Below are 16674 nucleotides of genomic sequence, written 5' to 3'. Positions count from 1 at the left end.
GACGGTGCACGTATTGTCACCTAGGCGCCGGGTGGGAGCGCCGTCGTTCGCGGTAGGGGGACAGCGCTGTGATCTGGATCGACCCGGCCCGGTGCCTGGAGGCATGGCCCAGCCGGGCTGTCTTTCCGGGCTGTCTTTGCCAGGCAACCTTTCTTGGCCAGGCCCTTTCCGCGTCTCACCACACGGTGAGCAGTGGTTCCAGGAGCTGTTGTGCCACCTGGCCGGAGTCCTGGAGGGTGTAGAGCATCAGGCTCAGCGCCAGCACCACTGCTACCAGGGCCCACCTGGCCCGTGGCGTGGGGGCCACGGTCTCAACCAGGTGGGCTCCTCCGCGACGGGCCGGGGCGCCCCAGGGGATGAGCCACAGCAGCAGGGTGTACACGGCGACCCACAGGGCCAGCATGAACGGGAGCCTGCCACCCGGGTCGAGGAAGGACAACGGGCTCTCCAGGAGCTCGGGTGCACGCAGCGCGACGTAGGGTAGCGGCGCGGTCGCCACGAGGGTCGATGCCGCGGCGAAGGTCGTGGCCACCAGGGAGCGCAGCAGGTACCACGGCGTGGCCAGCCACATGCGTGAGCGGTCGCCCGGGGTGACCGCCCGGTTGGACAGCCTGGTCCAGCGCAGGCTGTCCTGGGCGCGTCCCACCGTCCCCGCCACGAGGGTCAGCAGCGTGACGGCCAGGACCACCCACCCTGCTGAGAAGCGCCCCGCCACGGCCAGCAGGACCAGGACAGCGACCATGGCACCCGGGTACCGTCCGGGCTCCCGCGCCCAGGCGGGCAGAGGTGCAGGAGCAGGCGCGTCGTAGGGGGGCTGGGGGTAGGGGGCCTGTGGTGGCTGCGGGCTGGCAGGAGGCGGCCCCGACAGCACTGGGGGCTGGACGGTCGTCGGCTGGTAGGGGTAGGTGCTCCCCTGGGCGGTCCCGGGAGTGGCTCCCGCTGACAGGGTGCCGGGGGGCATCGGGGCGGTCACGGGCTGGGGCGGTGGCTGGCTGGTGCCTGGCCACGGCTCCGCCGGTGCTGACGGCACCGGGGGCGGGACTGTGGCGGGGGCTGGCGCATCCGCTGGGAGGGAGAGGCTGGTCTCACCCACCACTCCCGGTGCCGGGTAGCCGTCGTAGGCCTGGGGGGCCTGGGGGGCGTAGGGCGGTGAGACGGCAGGCGCCCCGGTGACTGGTGGCACAGCAGGGGGCGCGGAGGGTGCCGCTGCGCCCGGCGAGGTCGGGGCGGGCGCCGTGACGCCGTCAGGGACAGTGCCAGCCGCACCTGCAGCGCCAACAAGGTCTCCTGGTCCCACGGCCGGGACAGTGGGGTCGGGCACGGGAGCAGGTGTCGTGGTGGTCGCCGGGGCAGCAGGGTCGGCTGTGCCGGGGCCGTACGTGGGGCCGTACCCGGAGACGTCCTGGGTGGCGGCGACAGCGGTGTTGGGGGTGACGTCAGCCGTGGCGGTGGTATCACCGCCCCCGGGAGTGCTGCCGACGCCGCTGGCGGCCCCTGCCGCCCCCGCTGCGGCGGCGAGTCCTGCTCCGGCCAGGGCGGCGGCGAGCGCCTCCTGGCCGCTGCCTCCCTCGGCGACCTCGTCGAGGACGGCCAGGAGGCCGTCAGGGCTCAGGCGCCGGTCGGCCTGGGGGGCCAGCGCGGCGGTGAAGGCCTGCGCCAGGGCAGGGCAGCCTCCCTCCAGTCCCCCCAGTTCCGGCGTCCCGGCGTAGACCCTGCGAAAGACCGCCTGCCAGGGGCCGGAGCCGAAGGGAGGCTGGCCCGTGACCGCGAACAGGAGCACCCCCGCGCAGGCGTACCAGTCCACCTGCGGGGAGGGCTCCCCGCCGTCGAGCATCTCGGGGGGGATGAAGCCCGGGGTGCCGGTGACCTGGCCCGTCTGCGTGAGGCGGCTGTCGTCGGCGACCTGGGCGATGCCGAAGTCGATGAGGACGGGCCCCTGGGCACCGAGCATGACGTTGGAGGGCTTGAGGTCGCGGTGGATGACCCCGGCGGCGTGGACGGCCCTCAGCGCCTCCACGAGCCCGTGGGCGAGGTCCGCCAGGTCGCCGGCGTCCCGGCCCAGGTCGTAGGCCCCCTCGCGGTCCACCTCGTGCTGGAGGGTGGGGCCGTCCACGAGCTCGGTGATGACGAAGGTGACGTCCAGGCCCTCCCCGGAGCCGTCACCGGTCTCGACGTCGAGGACGCGGGCCACGCGCTCCCCCCGGACACGCGCCAGGACCCGGGCCTCGCGCTCCAGGCGGCGCCGGGCCACCGGGTCGGCGGCGATCTGGGGGTGGAGGATCTTCATGGCCACACGACGGCCGTCAGCGTCCGCAGCCTCCCACACCACGCCCATGCCCCCGGCGCCCAGACGACGCAGGAGGCGGTAGCCGCCGACGTCGCTGCCCGCGCGCAGGCCGCGCAGGGGCGGTGCCCCGCTCGTCGGCACCCCGGGATCGTAGCTCATGTCCCCACAGTACCGGCAGCGTGGCGGGGACGGGGCCAGTCAGCCCCGGTGCAGGACTCGTGAGATCAGGTGCGAGACTCGTGAGATCGGGGCTGGTCAACGGGCGAGGAGTGTGAAAGCATGTCCCTGCCGCAGGGAGGCCCTACCTCCCGGCGGACCGTGTCAATGCGGACACGCATCGGCACCTTTCACCACGGATCGTCTGGCACGTACCTGCCAGTGAAGGGAAAGCGCACATGGCAACTGTGACTTTTGAGAACGCGACGCGCGTCTACCCGGGCAACGACCGCCCCAGTGTCGACGCCCTCAACCTCGAGATCGCCGACGGGGAGTTCCTCGTCCTGGTCGGCCCCTCCGGCTGCGGAAAGTCCACCTCCCTGCGGATGCTCGCGGGCCTGGAGGACGTCAACTCCGGCCGTATCCTCATCGGTGACCGTGACGTCACCGATGTCCAGCCCAAGGACCGTGACATCGCCATGGTCTTCCAGAACTACGCCCTGTACCCGCACATGTCGGTCCACGACAACATGGGGTTCGCCCTGAAGATCGCAGGCACTCCCAAGGACGAGATCGACAGGCGCGTGCGGGAGGCAGCCAAGATCCTGGGTCTGACCGACTACCTGGACCGCAAGCCCAAGGCCCTGTCCGGCGGCCAGCGCCAGCGTGTGGCCATGGGACGGGCTATCGTGCGCAAGCCAAAGGTCTTCCTCATGGATGAGCCGCTGTCCAACCTGGACGCCAAGCTGCGTGTGCAGACCCGCACCCAGATCGCCTCCCTCCAGCGCTCGCTGGGTGTCACCACGGTCTACGTCACCCACGACCAGACCGAGGCCCTCACGATGGGCGACCGCATCGCCGTCCTCAAGGACGGCGTGCTCCAGCAGGTGGGCACCCCCCGCGAGATGTACGACAACCCCGCTAACGAGTTCGTCGCGGGCTTCATCGGCTCCCCGGCGATGAACCTGGGCCAGTTCACCGTCGACGGTGACACCGCCACCACCGGGGAGGCCAGGATCCGCCTCTCCCAGGCCACCCTGGACGCCCTCACCCCCGAGGACGACGGCAAGGTGACCATCGGCTTCCGCCCGGAGTCCCTGGACGTCGTCTCCTCCTCTGACGAGCACTCCATCCCGGTGCGGCTGTCCTTCGTGGAGGAGCTCGGCTCGGACGCCTACATCTACGGTGAGCTCGTCGGGGCCGAGGACTCTGAGGCAAAGCTCGGCTCCGGTGAGGACTCCAGCCAGATCATCGTGCGGGTGCCTCCCAGGACCGCCCCCGAGCCCGGGGAGACGGTCCACGTGCGCATCCGCCCGGGTGAGGAGCACATCTTCTCCTCAGCCACCGGCACGCGGCTTCCCTCCTGATGCCCTCTCCCGGCCTGGTGGCGCACCCCGGTGCGCCACCAGGCCGCACCTGCTCGTAACCTCCTCACGGCGGGTCCTGCCCCTGGCTACCGGAGCGGGACCCGCCGTGGTGGTACCGGGGCGCCACGGCCCGGTACCGCTCTCCCCGCTCCCCCTCCCGCCGCCCGCCTTGTCCTGAGGGGCGAGGCCCGGGGCGCGCACCGTCAGTCTGCCGACCTGAGAGGATGAGCCCATGCCCCAGTCCATGAAGATCGCTGCGGTGACCATTGACCCCGCGCTGCTGGACCTTCCGTGGGAGACGCCGCTGGAGCGGTGGCCTGCAGAGGTCCTCGCCGCGCTGCCCCGTGGCCTGTCGCGGCACGTCGTGGCGCTTCGTCAACCTCTCCGAGCGGGGTGATCGCCGTCAAGGAGATCGGTGAGTCGGTCGCTCACCGGGAGTACACGCTGCTGCGGGACCTGGTGCGCCTGGGCGCGCCCTGCGTCCAGCCTACTGCGGTGGTCTCAGGACGCACGGACCTCAACGGAAGCCTGCTGAACTCCGCGCTCGTCACTGAGCACCTGTCCTACTCCCTGCCCTACCGTGGCCTGTTCAGCCAGTACATGCGTCCCGAGACCGCTACCCGCCTTATCGACGCCCTCACGGTCCTCCTGGTGCGGCTGCACCTCCTGGGCTTCTACTGGGGCGACGTGTCGCTGTCCAACACCCTGTTCCGGCGTGACGCCGGAGCCTTCGCGGCCTACCTGGTGGACGCGGAGACCGGTGAGCTCCACCCCGACGGGATCACGGAGGGCAAGCGCCTCTACGACATCGACATCGCCCGGACCAACATCATCGGTGAGCTTATGGACCTCCAGGCAGGTGCGCTGCTGGAGCCCACTGTGGACACCATAGCGGTGGGGGACCGGATCGTGGCCCGCTACGTCGAGCTGTGGGACCTTCTCACCGCTGAGGAGTCCTTCTCCTTGAGGGAGCGGTGGCGGGTGCGCAGCCGTATCGAGAGGCTCAACGAGATGGGCTACGACGTCGCCGAGCTCACCATGACCACGGACGCCGGCGGCACCTACATGTCCATCCAGCCCAAGGTCGTTGACGCAGGCCACTACCACAGGCAGGTCATGCGCCTGACCGGCCTGGACGTCCAGGAGCGTCAGGGCCAGCGCATGCTCAACGACCTGGAGGCCTACCGGGCGATCTGCGGTCGCAAGGACGACCCCGTCGAGCTGGTCGCCCACGCCTGGCTCTCGGACGTCTTTGAGCCGACCATCATGGCTGTCCCGCTCGAGTTGCGCCGCAAGCTGGAGCCCGCAGAGATCTTCCACGAGATCCTGGAGCACCGCTGGTACATGTCGGAGCAGCGTCAGGGCGACGTGTCCATGGAGGACGCCACCGCCGACTACGTGGCGACGGTCCTGCCCCAGCACCGTGACGAGCGGGCGTTCCTCGCCACGCCGGACACCCAGGAGATCGAGGCGGTCCCCGTCTCGCAGGAGGCTGAGCCGCAGGACACAGAGTTCGCTGCCCTCGACGCGCAGACACTTGCTGCCTACGAGGCCAACCCCTTTGGCTTCACCGCAGGAATGAAGTTCAAGGGGGAGTGAGGACGGCTCCCCCGGCCCTCGGGGACGGCTGCTGGTACGTGCCCGCACCCATCATGCACATCTTCACTGGCTGCGACGCCCGGCGCCAGCGGACTGGCCCGCATCGCAACCGCATCACTCTGCGGGAAAGACCATCCGGGTTGGCCCCACACCGCCTGCCACAGACTTGATGATGTGCAGCACCCACTCTTCTGCACATCATCGGCCTGGCAGCCCGCGCAGCAGCCTCAGAACCCTGCGGGCCGCGTTCCCGGCCCGACCTGGAAGGACCGTGAAGATGTGCAGCAGCCGGGGCTGGAGGGGCTGGTCCCAAGGAGGGTGAGGGTGCGGTGTCAGGCCCCGAGCTCCTCGGCGACCAGAGCGGTCTCCCGGTCTGCCCGGCGGCGCAGCTCGCGGTGGCGGGTCCACGAGGCCAGCGAGACCTCGGTGACGGCATCGACAATGAGGAAGGTTCCCAGAGCCACAAGCCCTCCTGACAGGCTGCCCCCGCTGCGGTGCCGACGCACCGCAGCACCCATGAGCGTCCCGCCCAGGCTGGCCTCCAGGAGGGTGACCGCCCTGACAGCCCAGGGCATGTCGGTGACCGTGCGGACGTAGGAGTGCCAGAGGGCGGAGCCGGGGGAGGAGGGGTCCTCCAGGAACAGCCCGACACTGCGGCCCACGGCGTTGGACAGGCCCCGGGGCTCGTGGACGACGACACCCGGCACCTCGACCGGGGCCAGGCTGCCCGTCAGCACCTTGAGCACCCAGTCGGGAAGGCCCAGCGCCTCGATCATTGCCTGGAAGCCCTCGACACCTGGCCGAAGCACAGCGGCCGCCGCAGCCTCCAGGTCCGCACCCGGCACGGCGGCAGCGATGTCAGAGGCGTCCTTGCGGTCGGCGAGCACCTCGTCGGCCAGGGCGCGCAGGGCGGGACCCGGCTCCTTGACGGCGCCCCACACGTGCAGCGAGCTCATGCCCCAGGAGAAGACGGCGTCCTCCTCCGGGTCCCCGGTAGTCACGGCGCGCACCGACATGTCCTCCGAGTCGGAGGTCAGGACCAGGGCCGGGAGGGACTCCTCGTCCCAGCCGAAGGCTCCCAGGCCGTTGCCCTCCCCGGAGTACATGATGATGCGGCGGTCCAGGCCAGGCGCGGAGGCGACCGCCAGGGGCCGTTCCAGGAGCGTGGCCTGCAGGGGAACCATGTAGGCGCTCACGGGGGAGACTACGACAGTGCGCGCGCTGGCGGCCCCGTGGGTGGTGGCCGGGGGCAGCGTGAGGTCGGTCGGCAGGGCGTTGAAGGAGGCCGGGCCGACAGCGACGTCAGCCGTGAGCTCACGTGCCAGTGACTCCACCAGCTCACCGACCCCTGGGCCGGGGACGACGCCCCCGCGGGAGGGAGGGGTGACAGCCACGCGTCCGTCCGCGTCGGTCATCAAGGTGAGGCTGAGCAGGTGGGCGGTGGTGGGGAACCACTCAAGGCGGGCGACGACGCTGCGGGCGGCAAAGGCGGCAGCAACGGCCTCCGGGGCCGCGCCCGGGGCGACAAGCACCCCGTCGGTACGGTTCCAGCGCTGGGGCACGGCTTGGGCCATGGGGACCTCCTGTGGTGGGCTGGGCCTATTGTGTCAGCAAACAGGGCCCGGTTGTCTGTGGGGAGAGCGCCAGTGAGTCCTAGCGGGTGCCGACCTCGGCCGCGCCCCGTGCCTGGCGGCGGAGGCGGTCGACCTCGTAGAGGCTGATGCTGGTGGCGACTGCGGCGTTGAGGGAGTCCACGGAGCCGGTGATAGGCACTGAGACCAGAAGGTCGCAGGTCTCACGCACCAGACGGGACAGGCCCCTGCCCTCCGAGCCGGTCACGACGACCAGGGGGGAGTCGGCCAGGCCCATGTCCTCCACGTGCGTCGTGGCGCGGGTGTCGAGCCCCACCACAAAGCACCCCTGCCTCTGGAGGCGTTCCAGGCAGCGCACCATGTTGGTCTCACGTGCGACGCGCACCCGTGCCGCCGCGCCTGCGGAGACCTTCCACGCGGCTGCGGTGACGCCGACGCTGCGGCGGGCGGGGACGATGACCCCGTCGGCGCCGAAGGCTCCAGCGCTGCGCAGGACGGCTCCCAGGTTGTGGGGGTCGGTGACCTGGTCCAGGGCCACGAGCAGGGGGGTGCGGTCCCGGCTGCGGGCGCCCTCCAGCAGGTCTGCCGCGCTCACGTACTGGTAGGGGGGCACCTCCACGGCCACGCCCTGGTGGGCGGCGCCCTCGGTCAGGGCATCCAGGTCCGCCCTGCTGGCTTCCACGACGGGGGCGGCAGCCAGGGCGGCACGCCGTACTACCGCCTGGAGGCGCTCGTCGTCGTCGGCCGAGGCGGCCATGAAGACCTGGGAGAAGGGCACGGAGGCGTAGGCGGCCTCTGCCACGGCGTTGCGGCCGAACACGATCTCGCTGCTGCGGGAGACCCGGAGGCGCTCGCGGGTGCGGTGGTGCTGCTCAGCGCGGCTGGGGCGCTCCTGCTGCGCCTGAGCCTGCTGCCTGGCCCGCGCCCTGGGGTGGCCGACGCGGTCCTCCGCCTTTGGCGTGGGTCCTCTGCCCTCCAGGCCGCGACGGCGGTTTCCGCCGGACCCCTTGGTGGGGCCCTTCCTGCCGCGTCGGCGCAGGGCGCCGTGGCGACGGTCGTTTCCAGGCATCGCTGGGTGCCTCCTTAGCTTGTCGTTCCTGGTCCTGGTCAGGCCAGGTGCCAGCGGGCGCCGACGGGTGAGTCCTCGACGACGACCCCTGCCTGCGACAGGGCGTCACGCAGGGCGTCCGCCCGGGCCCAGTCCTTAGCGGCCCGGGCCTGGGCGCGCTGGTCGAGGAGGTCGGTCACCAGGTGGTCCAGGGCGTGCGCGGCCGCGTCGGACCCGCTTGTCGACCTTGCGGCCCCTGCCAGGCAGGAGCGCCACGGATCGCTGAAGGGGTCAAGCCCCAGGACGTCTAGCATAGCGCGCAGCTCCAGGGCGGCCTGGCGCACGGTCTCAACTCCGGAAGGCGCGGCCCCGGCTGTCCCCGCGTCGGCGGCGGCGCCCGCGCCGTCGTGGCCCGCCTGGGCCAGGGCCATGTTGAGCCTCTTGAGGCAGGCGTGCACCTGGGCCATGGCGCCCGCCAGGTTGAGGTCGTCGTCCATGGCGGCGGCAAAGGCCTCAGGCAGCGCCAGCCGCCTCAGCCCAGCCTGGTCGGTGCTCCCCAGGTCCCCGCAGAGCTCCTGCGCCCGGGTCAGGGCACTGGTCAGGCGCTCCCACAGGGAGGCGGCCTCGGTCAGGGTCTCCTCGGAGAACTCCACGGTGGAGCGGTGGTGGACGGTCCCCATGGCCAGACGCAGGACGACCGGGTCGTGCGACCTGAGGAGCTCGGCCACGGTCAGGGAGTTGCCCAGCGACTTGCTCATCTTGGCGCCCTTGATCGTGACCCAGGCATTGTGGACCCAGTGCCGGGCAAAGCCCCACCCAGCGCCGTGGGACTGGGCCTGCTCGTTCTCGTGGTGCGGGAAGCGCAGGTCGATCCCACCCCCGTGGATGTCGAACTCCTCGCCCAGGTAACGGTGCGACATGGCCGAGCACTCCAGGTGCCACCCGGGACGCCCGCGCCCCCACGGGGCGTCCCAGGCGGCGTCCTGCGGCTCGCCCGGCCTGGCCGCCTTCCACAGGGCGAAGTCCCGTGGGTCGCGCTTGTCCGCCTCGGTGTCCTCCTGGTCCTCCTGCTGCGGCTCCTCCTCGGTGGAGGCCAGGTCCTCGGGACGCTGGTTGGTCAGCGAGCCGTAGCCGGGCAGGGAGGCCACAGAGAAGTAGACGTTGCCAGCCTCCCCCGTGTAGGCGTGGCCGCGTTCCAGCAGGCGGGTGACCAGGCTGATCATCTCCGGGACGTGGCCGGTGGCGCGAGGCTCGTAGGTTGGGGGGGCCACGCCCAGGGCGCGGTAGGCGGCGTCGAACTCGCGCTCGTGACGCTGCGCCCACGCCCACCAGGCGACGGGGGGGACGGCTGCGGCGGAGCGGGTAAGGATCTTGTCGTCGATGTCGGTGACGTTGCGGATGAGGACGACCTTCTGGCCCTGGCGCTCCAGCCACCGGCGCAACACGTCAAAGGCGATGGCTGAGCGCATGTGCCCGATGTGCGGGCTGCCCTGGACCGTGGCGCCGCACAGGTATATCGCGACCACTCCCGGGGTCACGGTGGGGGCCAGGGGGACGACCTCCCGGGCTGCGGAGTCGTACAGGCGCAGGGTCGGCTGGGGGGCGGGGGAGCCGGCAGGCACGGCAGTCACTGTAGTCACCGTCCCACCCTACCGGGGTGTGACGGTGACCGGGGCTGGAAAGGCTGGTGACCAGGAGACGGGGTCAGGAGGCGCGCCAGGCCGGGTGAGCCGGGTAGACCAGTGCGGTGGCCACCGCAGCCAGCCCCTCCTCCCGTCCCAGGAACCCCAGGTGGTCGGTCGTGGTGGCGCTGAAGGTGACCCGTGCCGAGGCCGCTGCTGACAGCGCCGCCGCCGCCTCCGCGGTACGGTCGGCCACCCGGGGGCGCTGCCCGACCAGCTGGACGGCGACGTTGCCGATCTCGAAGCCGGCCTGGCGCACCCGCCGGGCGGTCTCAGCCAGGAGGAGTGCCCCTGAGGCCCCCTGCCACCGTGGCTCCGCCGTGCCGAAGACGCTGCCCAGGTCCCCCAGGCCGGTAGCGGACAGGAGGGCGTCACAGCAGGCGTGCGCGACGACGTCGCCGTCGGAGTGACCCTCCAGCCCGGTCTGCCCGGGCCACTCCAGGCAGGCCAGGTGCAGCGGGGTGGTGGAGCCGGGGGCGGCGAAGGCGTGCACGTCGGTGCCGATCCCGGTCCGGGGCAGGTAGTGGACCACCTGGTCGAGGTCGATGGTGGCGGGGCCGGTCGCGTGCCGGGGCTGGCGGCGGCGTGGCGGGGCCAGGGGCGGCGCGGCGTCGGGCGGTGAGCTCCTGGGCGAGGTGGGTGTGGTGGGTGCGGCAGAGGCGTTAGGGCCGGGCTGAGCGGTGTCGGGCAGTGGCTCAGGGAGTGCGGTGCTGGTCATGAGAACTAGTGTGCCTGAGTGGGGCCGGTGCTGTCCTGCGGGAGGGGCGGCGGGGGAGGGGCCGGAGCGCCGGCCGGGGGTCTCACGCGCGGGTGGCGCCGGGGTGAGGTGGGGGAGTCGTCTGTCGTGCCGGAGACGGTTCCGGCCTGCTGCCGTGGCGACGGCGGTGCCTGTGACGCCTCTTGTGACGCTGCGTTACCCGTGGCCTCGGCGCCGGGGGCGGCTGCGGCCTGACCGCCTGTCCGGGGACGGGCCGGGGCGGGGTCCCAGCCGGGCTCCACCACCCGGCGCTGCACCACGATGGCTGCCGCCAGGAGCCCTGCGGCCACCAGGGCGAGCACCACGCCTCCTGCTGCGGTGCCGGTCCGGGCGCCGTACCCGATGAGAAGGCCGAACCAGCCGAAGTCGGTGTCGCCGAAGGTGGTGGCAGCCGTCTCCAGCGTCCCTAGGACCCGCAGCAGCAGCGCGGGGAGGAAGGTCACCAGCAGGCCGTTGACGAACCCGCCCGCCACCGCACCCCGGCGCCCACCAGTGGCGTTGCCGTAGACGCCTGCCGCGCCCCCGGTGAAGAAGTGGGGGACGAGCCCGGGCAGGATGAGTGCCAGACCGAGGGCGGGCCCCAGCCAGGTCCCCAGGACCGCCAGCCCGACCAGCCCCCCGGTGAAGGAGGAGAGGAACCCGATGAGGACGGCGTTCTGGGCGTAGGGGAAGACGATCGGCGCGTCCAGCGCCGGGACGGCCCCGGGGACCACGGCCTGCGCGATCCCCTGGAAGGCGGGGACGAGCTCGCCCAGGATCGTGCGGACCCCGAACAGGATGACAGCGACCGCGATACCGAACTGGAGGCCCTGGGTCACCGCCTGCATGAGGTAGTTGCCGACGTCTGTGGCCCCGTCCGCGAAGGCTGTGAAGGCCACGTCCGAGCCACGCCGTGCCAGGTAGGCCACGGCCAGCACCAGGTACATGACCACCATGGACAAGGCGGTGGACACCATGGAGTCGCGTAGGAAGCGCAGGGACTCCGGCACCTTGAGGTCCTCGGTGGAGCGGGAGCGTCCCCGGGGGTCCACCAGCCGCCCCACGGCTCCTGCTGCGATGTAGCCCAGGGTGCCGAAGTGGCCGATGGCGATGGAGTCGTCCCCGGTGACCCGCCTGGTCCACGGGTGCGCCAGGGCGGGCAGGGACACCATGAGGACTCCCAGGAGCAGGGCTCCCAGGGCGACGACGACCGGTCCCGGCATGCCGGCGGAGGCCATGACGATGGTGATGAGGGTGGCCATGAACAGGAGGTGGTGGCCGGTGAGGAAGACGTAGCGCAGCGGGGTCAGGCGGGCCAGGAGCAGGGCTACCACGAAGCCGAGGATCATCAGCCAGGAGACCTGGGTGCCGTACTGCTCCTGGGCGATGCCCGCGATCGCCTCGTTGGTGGGGACGACGCCCCGGGTCCCCAGGCTGCCCTGGATCATGGTCCCCAGGGGCTCCAGGGAGGCGGTGACCAGGCCCGCGCCGGCACTGACCAGCAGGAAGCCGAGCACGGCCTTGATAGCGCCTCCCAGCACCGTGCCGGTGCCTCGCCGCAGGGCGACCAGGCCAGTGGCCGTGATGATGCCGATGAGGAAGGCGGGGACGCTGAGGATCTCGTTGACGACGAACTGGGCGATGGTGGCAAGGAGTGACACAGTGGTCTCCTGCGGTTGGTGCTGGTGGTCAGGACTGGTGGCTGGACGGGGCGGGCGGTCGCAGGCTCACACGGCGTAGGTGCGGCGTAGCGCGGCGTCGAGCTCGGTGTGGGAGGTGAAGTCCTCAATGACCTCGACCGGCACACCGGGGTCGCCCAGGGTCTGGGCGATGGCCCCGGAGGTCAGGAGGAGGTCGGCGTCCTTGGCCCTTCCCCTGGCTGAGATCGTGTCGGTGGCCTCGACCCTCAGGTAGGGCAGCCAGCCCCAGGTGTCGAGCACCTGCTCCAGGGTGTTCTTCAGGAACAGGCTGGTGCCCAGGCCGTTGCCGCACACGGTGAGGACCAGTCCCGTGGAGGCGACGGTGGTCTCAGTGCTGGCTGCGCTGCCTGTGCTGGCTGCGCTGTCTGCGGCGGCCTCGGCGGTTCCCGGGTTCCCCTTGCTGTCGGCGCCCTCGGGACTGCCTGTGCCTCCGGCGGCCTCGGTGCTCCTGCCGACGGGCGGTCCTGCCTGCGGTGGCCGCAGGGCGTCGAGGACCTCCTCGGGGGTGGTGGCGTTCTCCAGCCGGTGGCGGCGCTGCGGGTCAGCCAGGATGGCAGCCAGGTCCGCCAGCGCCCTCAGGTGCGCGGTGCCGTCAGCGGCGGCCAGGGCCATGACGACGCGGACAGGGTCGTTGGTCTCGTGGCCGAAGGCGACGGGGGACGTCAGGCGCACGTAGGACAGGGCGGTGCGGGTCACAGAGTTGTCGCCGTCGCCGTCGTCGGGGCGCGCGTGAGGCAGTGCCAGGCCGGGTGACAGCACGATGTAGGGGCCGTGCTCCTCCACCGAGCGGATCATGGCCTCCGTGTAGGGGGCGGCGCAGGCCCCGGCCGCGACCAGGGCGTCACCGGCTTCCCGGACAGCCTCGCGCCAGTCGGAGGCGGTGGCTCCCAGGCGGACGGAGCGGGTGTCGACCAGGGTGGGCAGGCTGGGCGCGTCGGTGGGGTCGGGGCGGGGGTCAGGCTGGTCGCGGGGCTCGGGCACGGTACCCTCCTTGGTCGCGTGAGTGCCCACGGCGGCTCCTGGGGCTCCCGGGAGGCGGTAAGGCCCCGGAAGACGAGGCCTGTCGGCACATATAGTCTACAGCACACGGCGGATGTCGTCGGGGTGTGGAGCCGTTGGTATGTGGAAGCGGGTCACAGGCCGTGGGGCGGGGGCGAGGGTGGCCGCTCGCTCCCGCCGGGGATGTCGTCACGGTGCCCGCTGCGGGCGCCGGGTCAGGCAAAGAACCAGGGGACGGCGCGCAGCCAGGCGATCATGGCGGTGGTGGGATCCATGATGAGGTCGTCGGGGTCGTCCCCGCTGCCTGGGCTGCGCCCGGCAGCCTGAGCCAGCGAGCGGGGGTAGAACTCGTAGAGGCACTCGGGGACGGAGAACGTGTGGAGACTGGAGTCCACCTGCCAGTCCAGGACGCCTGGGACCCGCACGCTGGCCGTGATGATGGAGATCGACCATGTCTGGTTGACCAGGCCCTCGATCAGCGGCGTGGTATCACCGGCAGCCCCTGGGTGCGAGCCCGATCGCAGCCGCTTGCCGACCCTGGTGAAGATGCTGGCCAGGGGAGAGAGGTCCCCGCCCTCGCTCAGCAGCCCAGTGGCCTCGGGCGCGGGCACCACCACGGGCTCCGCCTCGACGAGGGGGCGCGGGTGGAAGTCGAGGAACTCGGCGAAGGCGGAGGGGACCTCGCAGGCGTCCAGCCCGTAGACGTGCAGGCCGTCTGTCAGGCTCTTCATCATGGTTGTCCGGGAGGGGCCGATCCAGGCCAGGACCTGGCGCACCCCCTCGCGCGGACCCAGGCGGACCACCTCCAGGTAGCGGCTCGCGGTGGCCCGCCCTTGGAAGGCGGGGGCGGCGGCCTGGGTGAGGCCCACGTCGTCGATGATCCCGGCCTTGCGCAGCCTCCGGGCGAGACGGTCCTCAGGGATGGGGTCGCCCTGGCAGAGCGCCTCGACCGTCAGCCACTCCTGGTCGGAGAGGATCGCCACAGGGTTGGGCGTGTCCGTCCTGAGCCGCGCCATCAGTGCACCTCCAGGGTCTCAGACATGGTGGAGAAGAAGGGGACGGTGACCGGGCTGGTGCTGGTGGGACAGGTGAAGGTCGCGGTGACGCCGCGTCGCAGCCTGCCGTACCTGTGCGTCTCGACCCAGCTGCACTGGTAGAAGGTCAGGGAGTGGTCGCTGGTGTCGATGTAGACGCCCAGGCGCAGCAGGCCCGCCGAGGCGCTGCGCGACCGCCAGCCGAGGAGGTCGATCATCCGCACGCCCGCGATGGTCTCCATGACCTGGGCGGTGCTCGTGCGGAACCACTCCTCCTCCGGGACGTCCTCGGGCAGGCGGACGGTGGTGATGACGCAGCTGTCCACGAACCCTGGGGCGGAAGGCTCTGAGGCGGTGCACACCAGGTCGATCCCGTCCTCGTTGCTGGCGTTGACCGGGGCCACGCCCAGGTCGGGGAAGTCGGCGTCCACGACCTGCCAGGTGGCGGGGGCCGTCACGGTGGTGAGGTGTCCGCGAAACGTGGTGGTGAGTGGTCCGTAGGGGGCTGGCTCAGTCATCGGGGCTCCTGTTTCGGCGCTGCTGATCGAGTCGGGGGTCCTGTTTTGGCGCTGCTGGTGCTGGTGCTGGTTGCGGCCAGGGCGGCGCGGCGGCGTTCCAGGCGGCGCGCGGCGTGCCACTGGGGGTACATCCACCGGGGCAGGGGGATCGGGAACCGGAAGACGAGTCCGAGGATCAGGAGGAGTCCTGCGAATATCGAGGCGGCGGTGCGGGCGTTCTCCGCGCCGGGGAACAGCGGCTCGGACAGCATGACTATACCAATGATGGTGAAGGCCAAGCCGCCGACTGGGGCGAAGAAGGCGGTGCCGTTCTTGACGTCGGACAGGGAGTCGTAGCGCTTGCCTGCCTGGGTGTCGGTGAACATGGCCAGCGCCCAGAACGCCAGAGTTGGTATGCCCAGGAAGCCAAGGCACCCGATTCCGACCAGGGTGTTCTCGCTCATGCGGTTTGTCCTTCGCCGGGAGAGCGGCTTGGTGGCTCCTGTGCTGAGCCCGCCTGCTGAGGGGGTGCTGGAATGGTTGCTGGTGGCTGTGGGGTCCTGTTGGCTCTGGTGGTGCTGGTGGTGGTGCTGGCTGCGGCCAGGGCGGCGCGGCGGCGTTCCAGGCGGCGCGCGGCGTGCCACTGGGGGTACATCCACCGGGGCAGGGGGATCGGGAACCGGAAGACGAGTCCGAGGATCAGGAGGAGTCCTGCGAATATCGAGGCGGCGATGCGGGCGTTCTCCGCGCCGGGGAACAGCGGCTCGGACAGCATGACTATACCAATGATGGTGAAGGCCAGGCCTATAACGGGCAGGCAGAAGGCGGTGCCGTTCCTGACGTCGGACAGGGAGTCGTAGCGCTTGCCTGCCTGGGTGTCGGTGAACATGGCCAGCGCCCAGAACGCCAGAGTTGGTATGCCCAGGAAGCCAAGGCACCCGATTCCGACCAGGGTGTTCTCGCTCATGCGGTTTGTCCTTCGCCGGGAGAGCGGCTTGGTGGCTCCTGTGCTGAGCCCGCCTGCTGAGGGGGTGCTGGAATGGTTGCTGGTGGCTGCGGGTCCTTATTGGCGCTGCTGGTGGTGCTGCTGCTGGCTGCGGCCAGGGCGGCGCGGCGGCGTTCCAGGCGGCGCTCGGCGTGCCACTGGGGGTACATCCACCGGGGCAGGGGGATCGGGAACCGGAAGACGGCTCCGAGAATGAGCAGCAGGATCGCGACTGCTGAGGCGGCGATGCGGGCGTTCTCCGCGCCGGGGAACAGCGGCTCGGACAGCAGTGCGGCGCTGCCGATAGTGAAGGCCAGGCCTATGGCGGGCAGGCAGAAGGCGGTGCCGTTCCTGACGTCGGACAGGGAGTCGTAGAGTTTGCCTGCCTGGGTGTCGGTGAACATGGCCAGCGCCCAGAACGCCAGAGTGATCACTCCTAGAAATAACCCAATGGCAAGCCATACTGTGTCGCTCATGCGGTTTGTCCTTCGCCGGGAGAGCGGCTTGGTGGCTCCTGTGCTGAGCCCGCCTGCTGAGGGGGTGCTGGGGTGGTTGCTGGTGGCTGTGGGGTCCTGTTGGCTCTGCTGGTGCTGGTGCTGGTGCTGGTGCTGGTGGTGGTGCTGGCTGCGGCCAGGGCGGCACGGCGGCGTTCCAGGCGGCGCTCGGCGTGCCACTGGGGGTACATCCACCGGGGCAGGGGGATCGGGAACCGGAAGACGAGTCCGAGGATCAGGAGGAGTCCTGCGAATACTGAGGCGGCGATCCGGGTGTTCTCCGCACCGGGGAACAGCGGCTCAGACAGCACTGCGCCGCTGCCGATGGTGAAGGACAGGCCTATGGCGGGCAGGCAGAAGGCGGTGCCGTTCCTGACGTCGGACAGGGAGTCGTAGAGTTTGCCTGCCTGGGTGTCGGTGAACATGGCCAGCGCCCAGAACGCCAGAGTGATCACTCCTAGAAATAACCCAATGGCAAGCCATACTGTGTCGCTCATG

14 protein-coding genes and 1 pseudogene are annotated in these 16674 nt (G+C 71.1%); 2 read left to right on the top strand and 13 right to left on the bottom strand.

Annotated elements, in window-relative coordinates; all coding sequences use genetic code 11:
* Positions 1 to 175: 175 nt before the first annotated feature.
* Positions 176 to 2446: a serine/threonine-protein kinase gene (locus tag CWS50_RS11425; RefSeq protein WP_127842892.1), complete on the bottom strand. Its 2271-nt coding sequence runs from the start codon at positions 2444 to 2446 to the stop codon at positions 176 to 178.
* Between the two features lie 236 nt (positions 2447 to 2682).
* On the opposite strand from CWS50_RS11425, the gene CWS50_RS11420 reads away from it, so the two are divergent.
* Together CWS50_RS11420 and CWS50_RS11415 are read left to right on the top strand one after the other, a co-directional pair.
* Positions 2683 to 3810 carry an ABC transporter ATP-binding protein gene (locus CWS50_RS11420; protein WP_127842891.1) on the top strand — a complete coding sequence of 376 codons (1128 nt, stop codon included), beginning with the start codon at positions 2683 to 2685 and terminating at the stop codon, positions 3808 to 3810.
* Positions 3811 to 4042: 232 nt separating this feature from the next.
* Positions 4043 to 5409, top strand: a pseudogene (locus CWS50_RS11415) (DUF4032 domain-containing protein).
* 332 nt (positions 5410 to 5741) lie between these two features.
* On the opposite strand, the gene CWS50_RS11410 reads toward CWS50_RS11415, so the two are convergent.
* From CWS50_RS11410 to CWS50_RS11355, 12 genes are all read right to left on the bottom strand, one after another.
* A complete protein-coding gene (locus CWS50_RS11410) occupies positions 5742 to 6983 on the bottom strand; it encodes a hypothetical protein (RefSeq protein WP_127842890.1) in 1242 nt (413 codons plus the stop codon).
* Between the two features lie 79 nt (positions 6984 to 7062).
* Positions 7063 to 8070, bottom strand: a complete 1008-nt coding sequence (rlmB, locus tag CWS50_RS11405; RefSeq protein ID WP_127842889.1) for a 23S rRNA (guanosine(2251)-2'-O)-methyltransferase RlmB — start codon at positions 8068 to 8070, stop codon at positions 7063 to 7065.
* 38 nt (positions 8071 to 8108) lie between these two features.
* Positions 8109 to 9689 (bottom strand): cysteine--tRNA ligase, encoded by a 1581-nt coding sequence (gene cysS, locus CWS50_RS11400; RefSeq protein WP_127842888.1) that lies wholly within the window; start codon positions 9687 to 9689, stop codon positions 8109 to 8111.
* A gap of 64 nt (positions 9690 to 9753) precedes the next feature.
* Positions 9754 to 10278 (bottom strand): 2-C-methyl-D-erythritol 2,4-cyclodiphosphate synthase, encoded by a 525-nt coding sequence (gene ispF, locus CWS50_RS11395; protein WP_243118568.1) that lies wholly within the window; start codon positions 10276 to 10278, stop codon positions 9754 to 9756.
* Positions 10279 to 10454: 176 nt separating this feature from the next.
* A complete protein-coding gene (locus CWS50_RS11390) occupies positions 10455 to 12128 on the bottom strand; it encodes a PTS ascorbate transporter subunit IIC (protein ID WP_127842886.1) in 1674 nt (557 codons plus the stop codon).
* A 66-nt stretch (positions 12129 to 12194) separates the two neighbouring features.
* Positions 12195 to 13178: a PTS sugar transporter subunit IIA gene (locus CWS50_RS11385; protein WP_206610414.1), complete on the bottom strand. Its 984-nt coding sequence runs from the start codon at positions 13176 to 13178 to the stop codon at positions 12195 to 12197.
* Between the two features lie 203 nt (positions 13179 to 13381).
* Positions 13382 to 14182 carry a hypothetical protein gene (locus CWS50_RS11380; protein WP_127842885.1) on the bottom strand — a complete coding sequence of 267 codons (801 nt, stop codon included), beginning with the start codon at positions 14180 to 14182 and terminating at the stop codon, positions 13382 to 13384.
* A complete protein-coding gene (locus CWS50_RS11375; RefSeq protein WP_127842884.1) occupies positions 14182 to 14718 on the bottom strand; it encodes a hypothetical protein in 537 nt (178 codons plus the stop codon). Before CWS50_RS11375 ends, CWS50_RS11380 begins: the two co-directional genes overlap by 1 nt.
* Positions 14715 to 15161 (bottom strand): hypothetical protein, encoded by a 447-nt coding sequence (locus tag CWS50_RS11370; RefSeq protein WP_127842883.1) that lies wholly within the window; start codon positions 15159 to 15161, stop codon positions 14715 to 14717. The genes CWS50_RS11375 and CWS50_RS11370 overlap by 4 nt, the downstream gene beginning before the upstream one ends.
* Positions 15158 to 15664, bottom strand: coding sequence for a hypothetical protein (locus tag CWS50_RS11365; RefSeq protein ID WP_127842882.1), 507 nt, complete (start codon positions 15662 to 15664; stop codon positions 15158 to 15160). The genes CWS50_RS11370 and CWS50_RS11365 overlap by 4 nt, the downstream gene beginning before the upstream one ends.
* On the bottom strand, positions 15661 to 16158 hold the full coding sequence (locus CWS50_RS11360; RefSeq protein ID WP_127842881.1) for a hypothetical protein: 498 nt from the start codon (positions 16156 to 16158) through the stop codon (positions 15661 to 15663). Before CWS50_RS11360 ends, CWS50_RS11365 begins: the two co-directional genes overlap by 4 nt.
* Entirely contained in the window at positions 16155 to 16673 is a 519-nt protein-coding gene (locus CWS50_RS11355) for a hypothetical protein (protein WP_127842880.1), read from the bottom strand. The genes CWS50_RS11360 and CWS50_RS11355 overlap by 4 nt, the downstream gene beginning before the upstream one ends.
* Between the last annotated feature and the right edge of the window lies 1 nt (position 16674).

The sequence above is a fragment of the Actinomyces wuliandei genome (genome assembly GCF_004010955.1).
GTDB lineage: Bacteria > Actinomycetota > Actinomycetes > Actinomycetales > Actinomycetaceae > Actinomyces > Actinomyces wuliandei.
The sequence above is the reverse complement of the archived record's forward strand: the minus strand, read 5'-3'. Positions and strand labels throughout refer to the sequence as shown.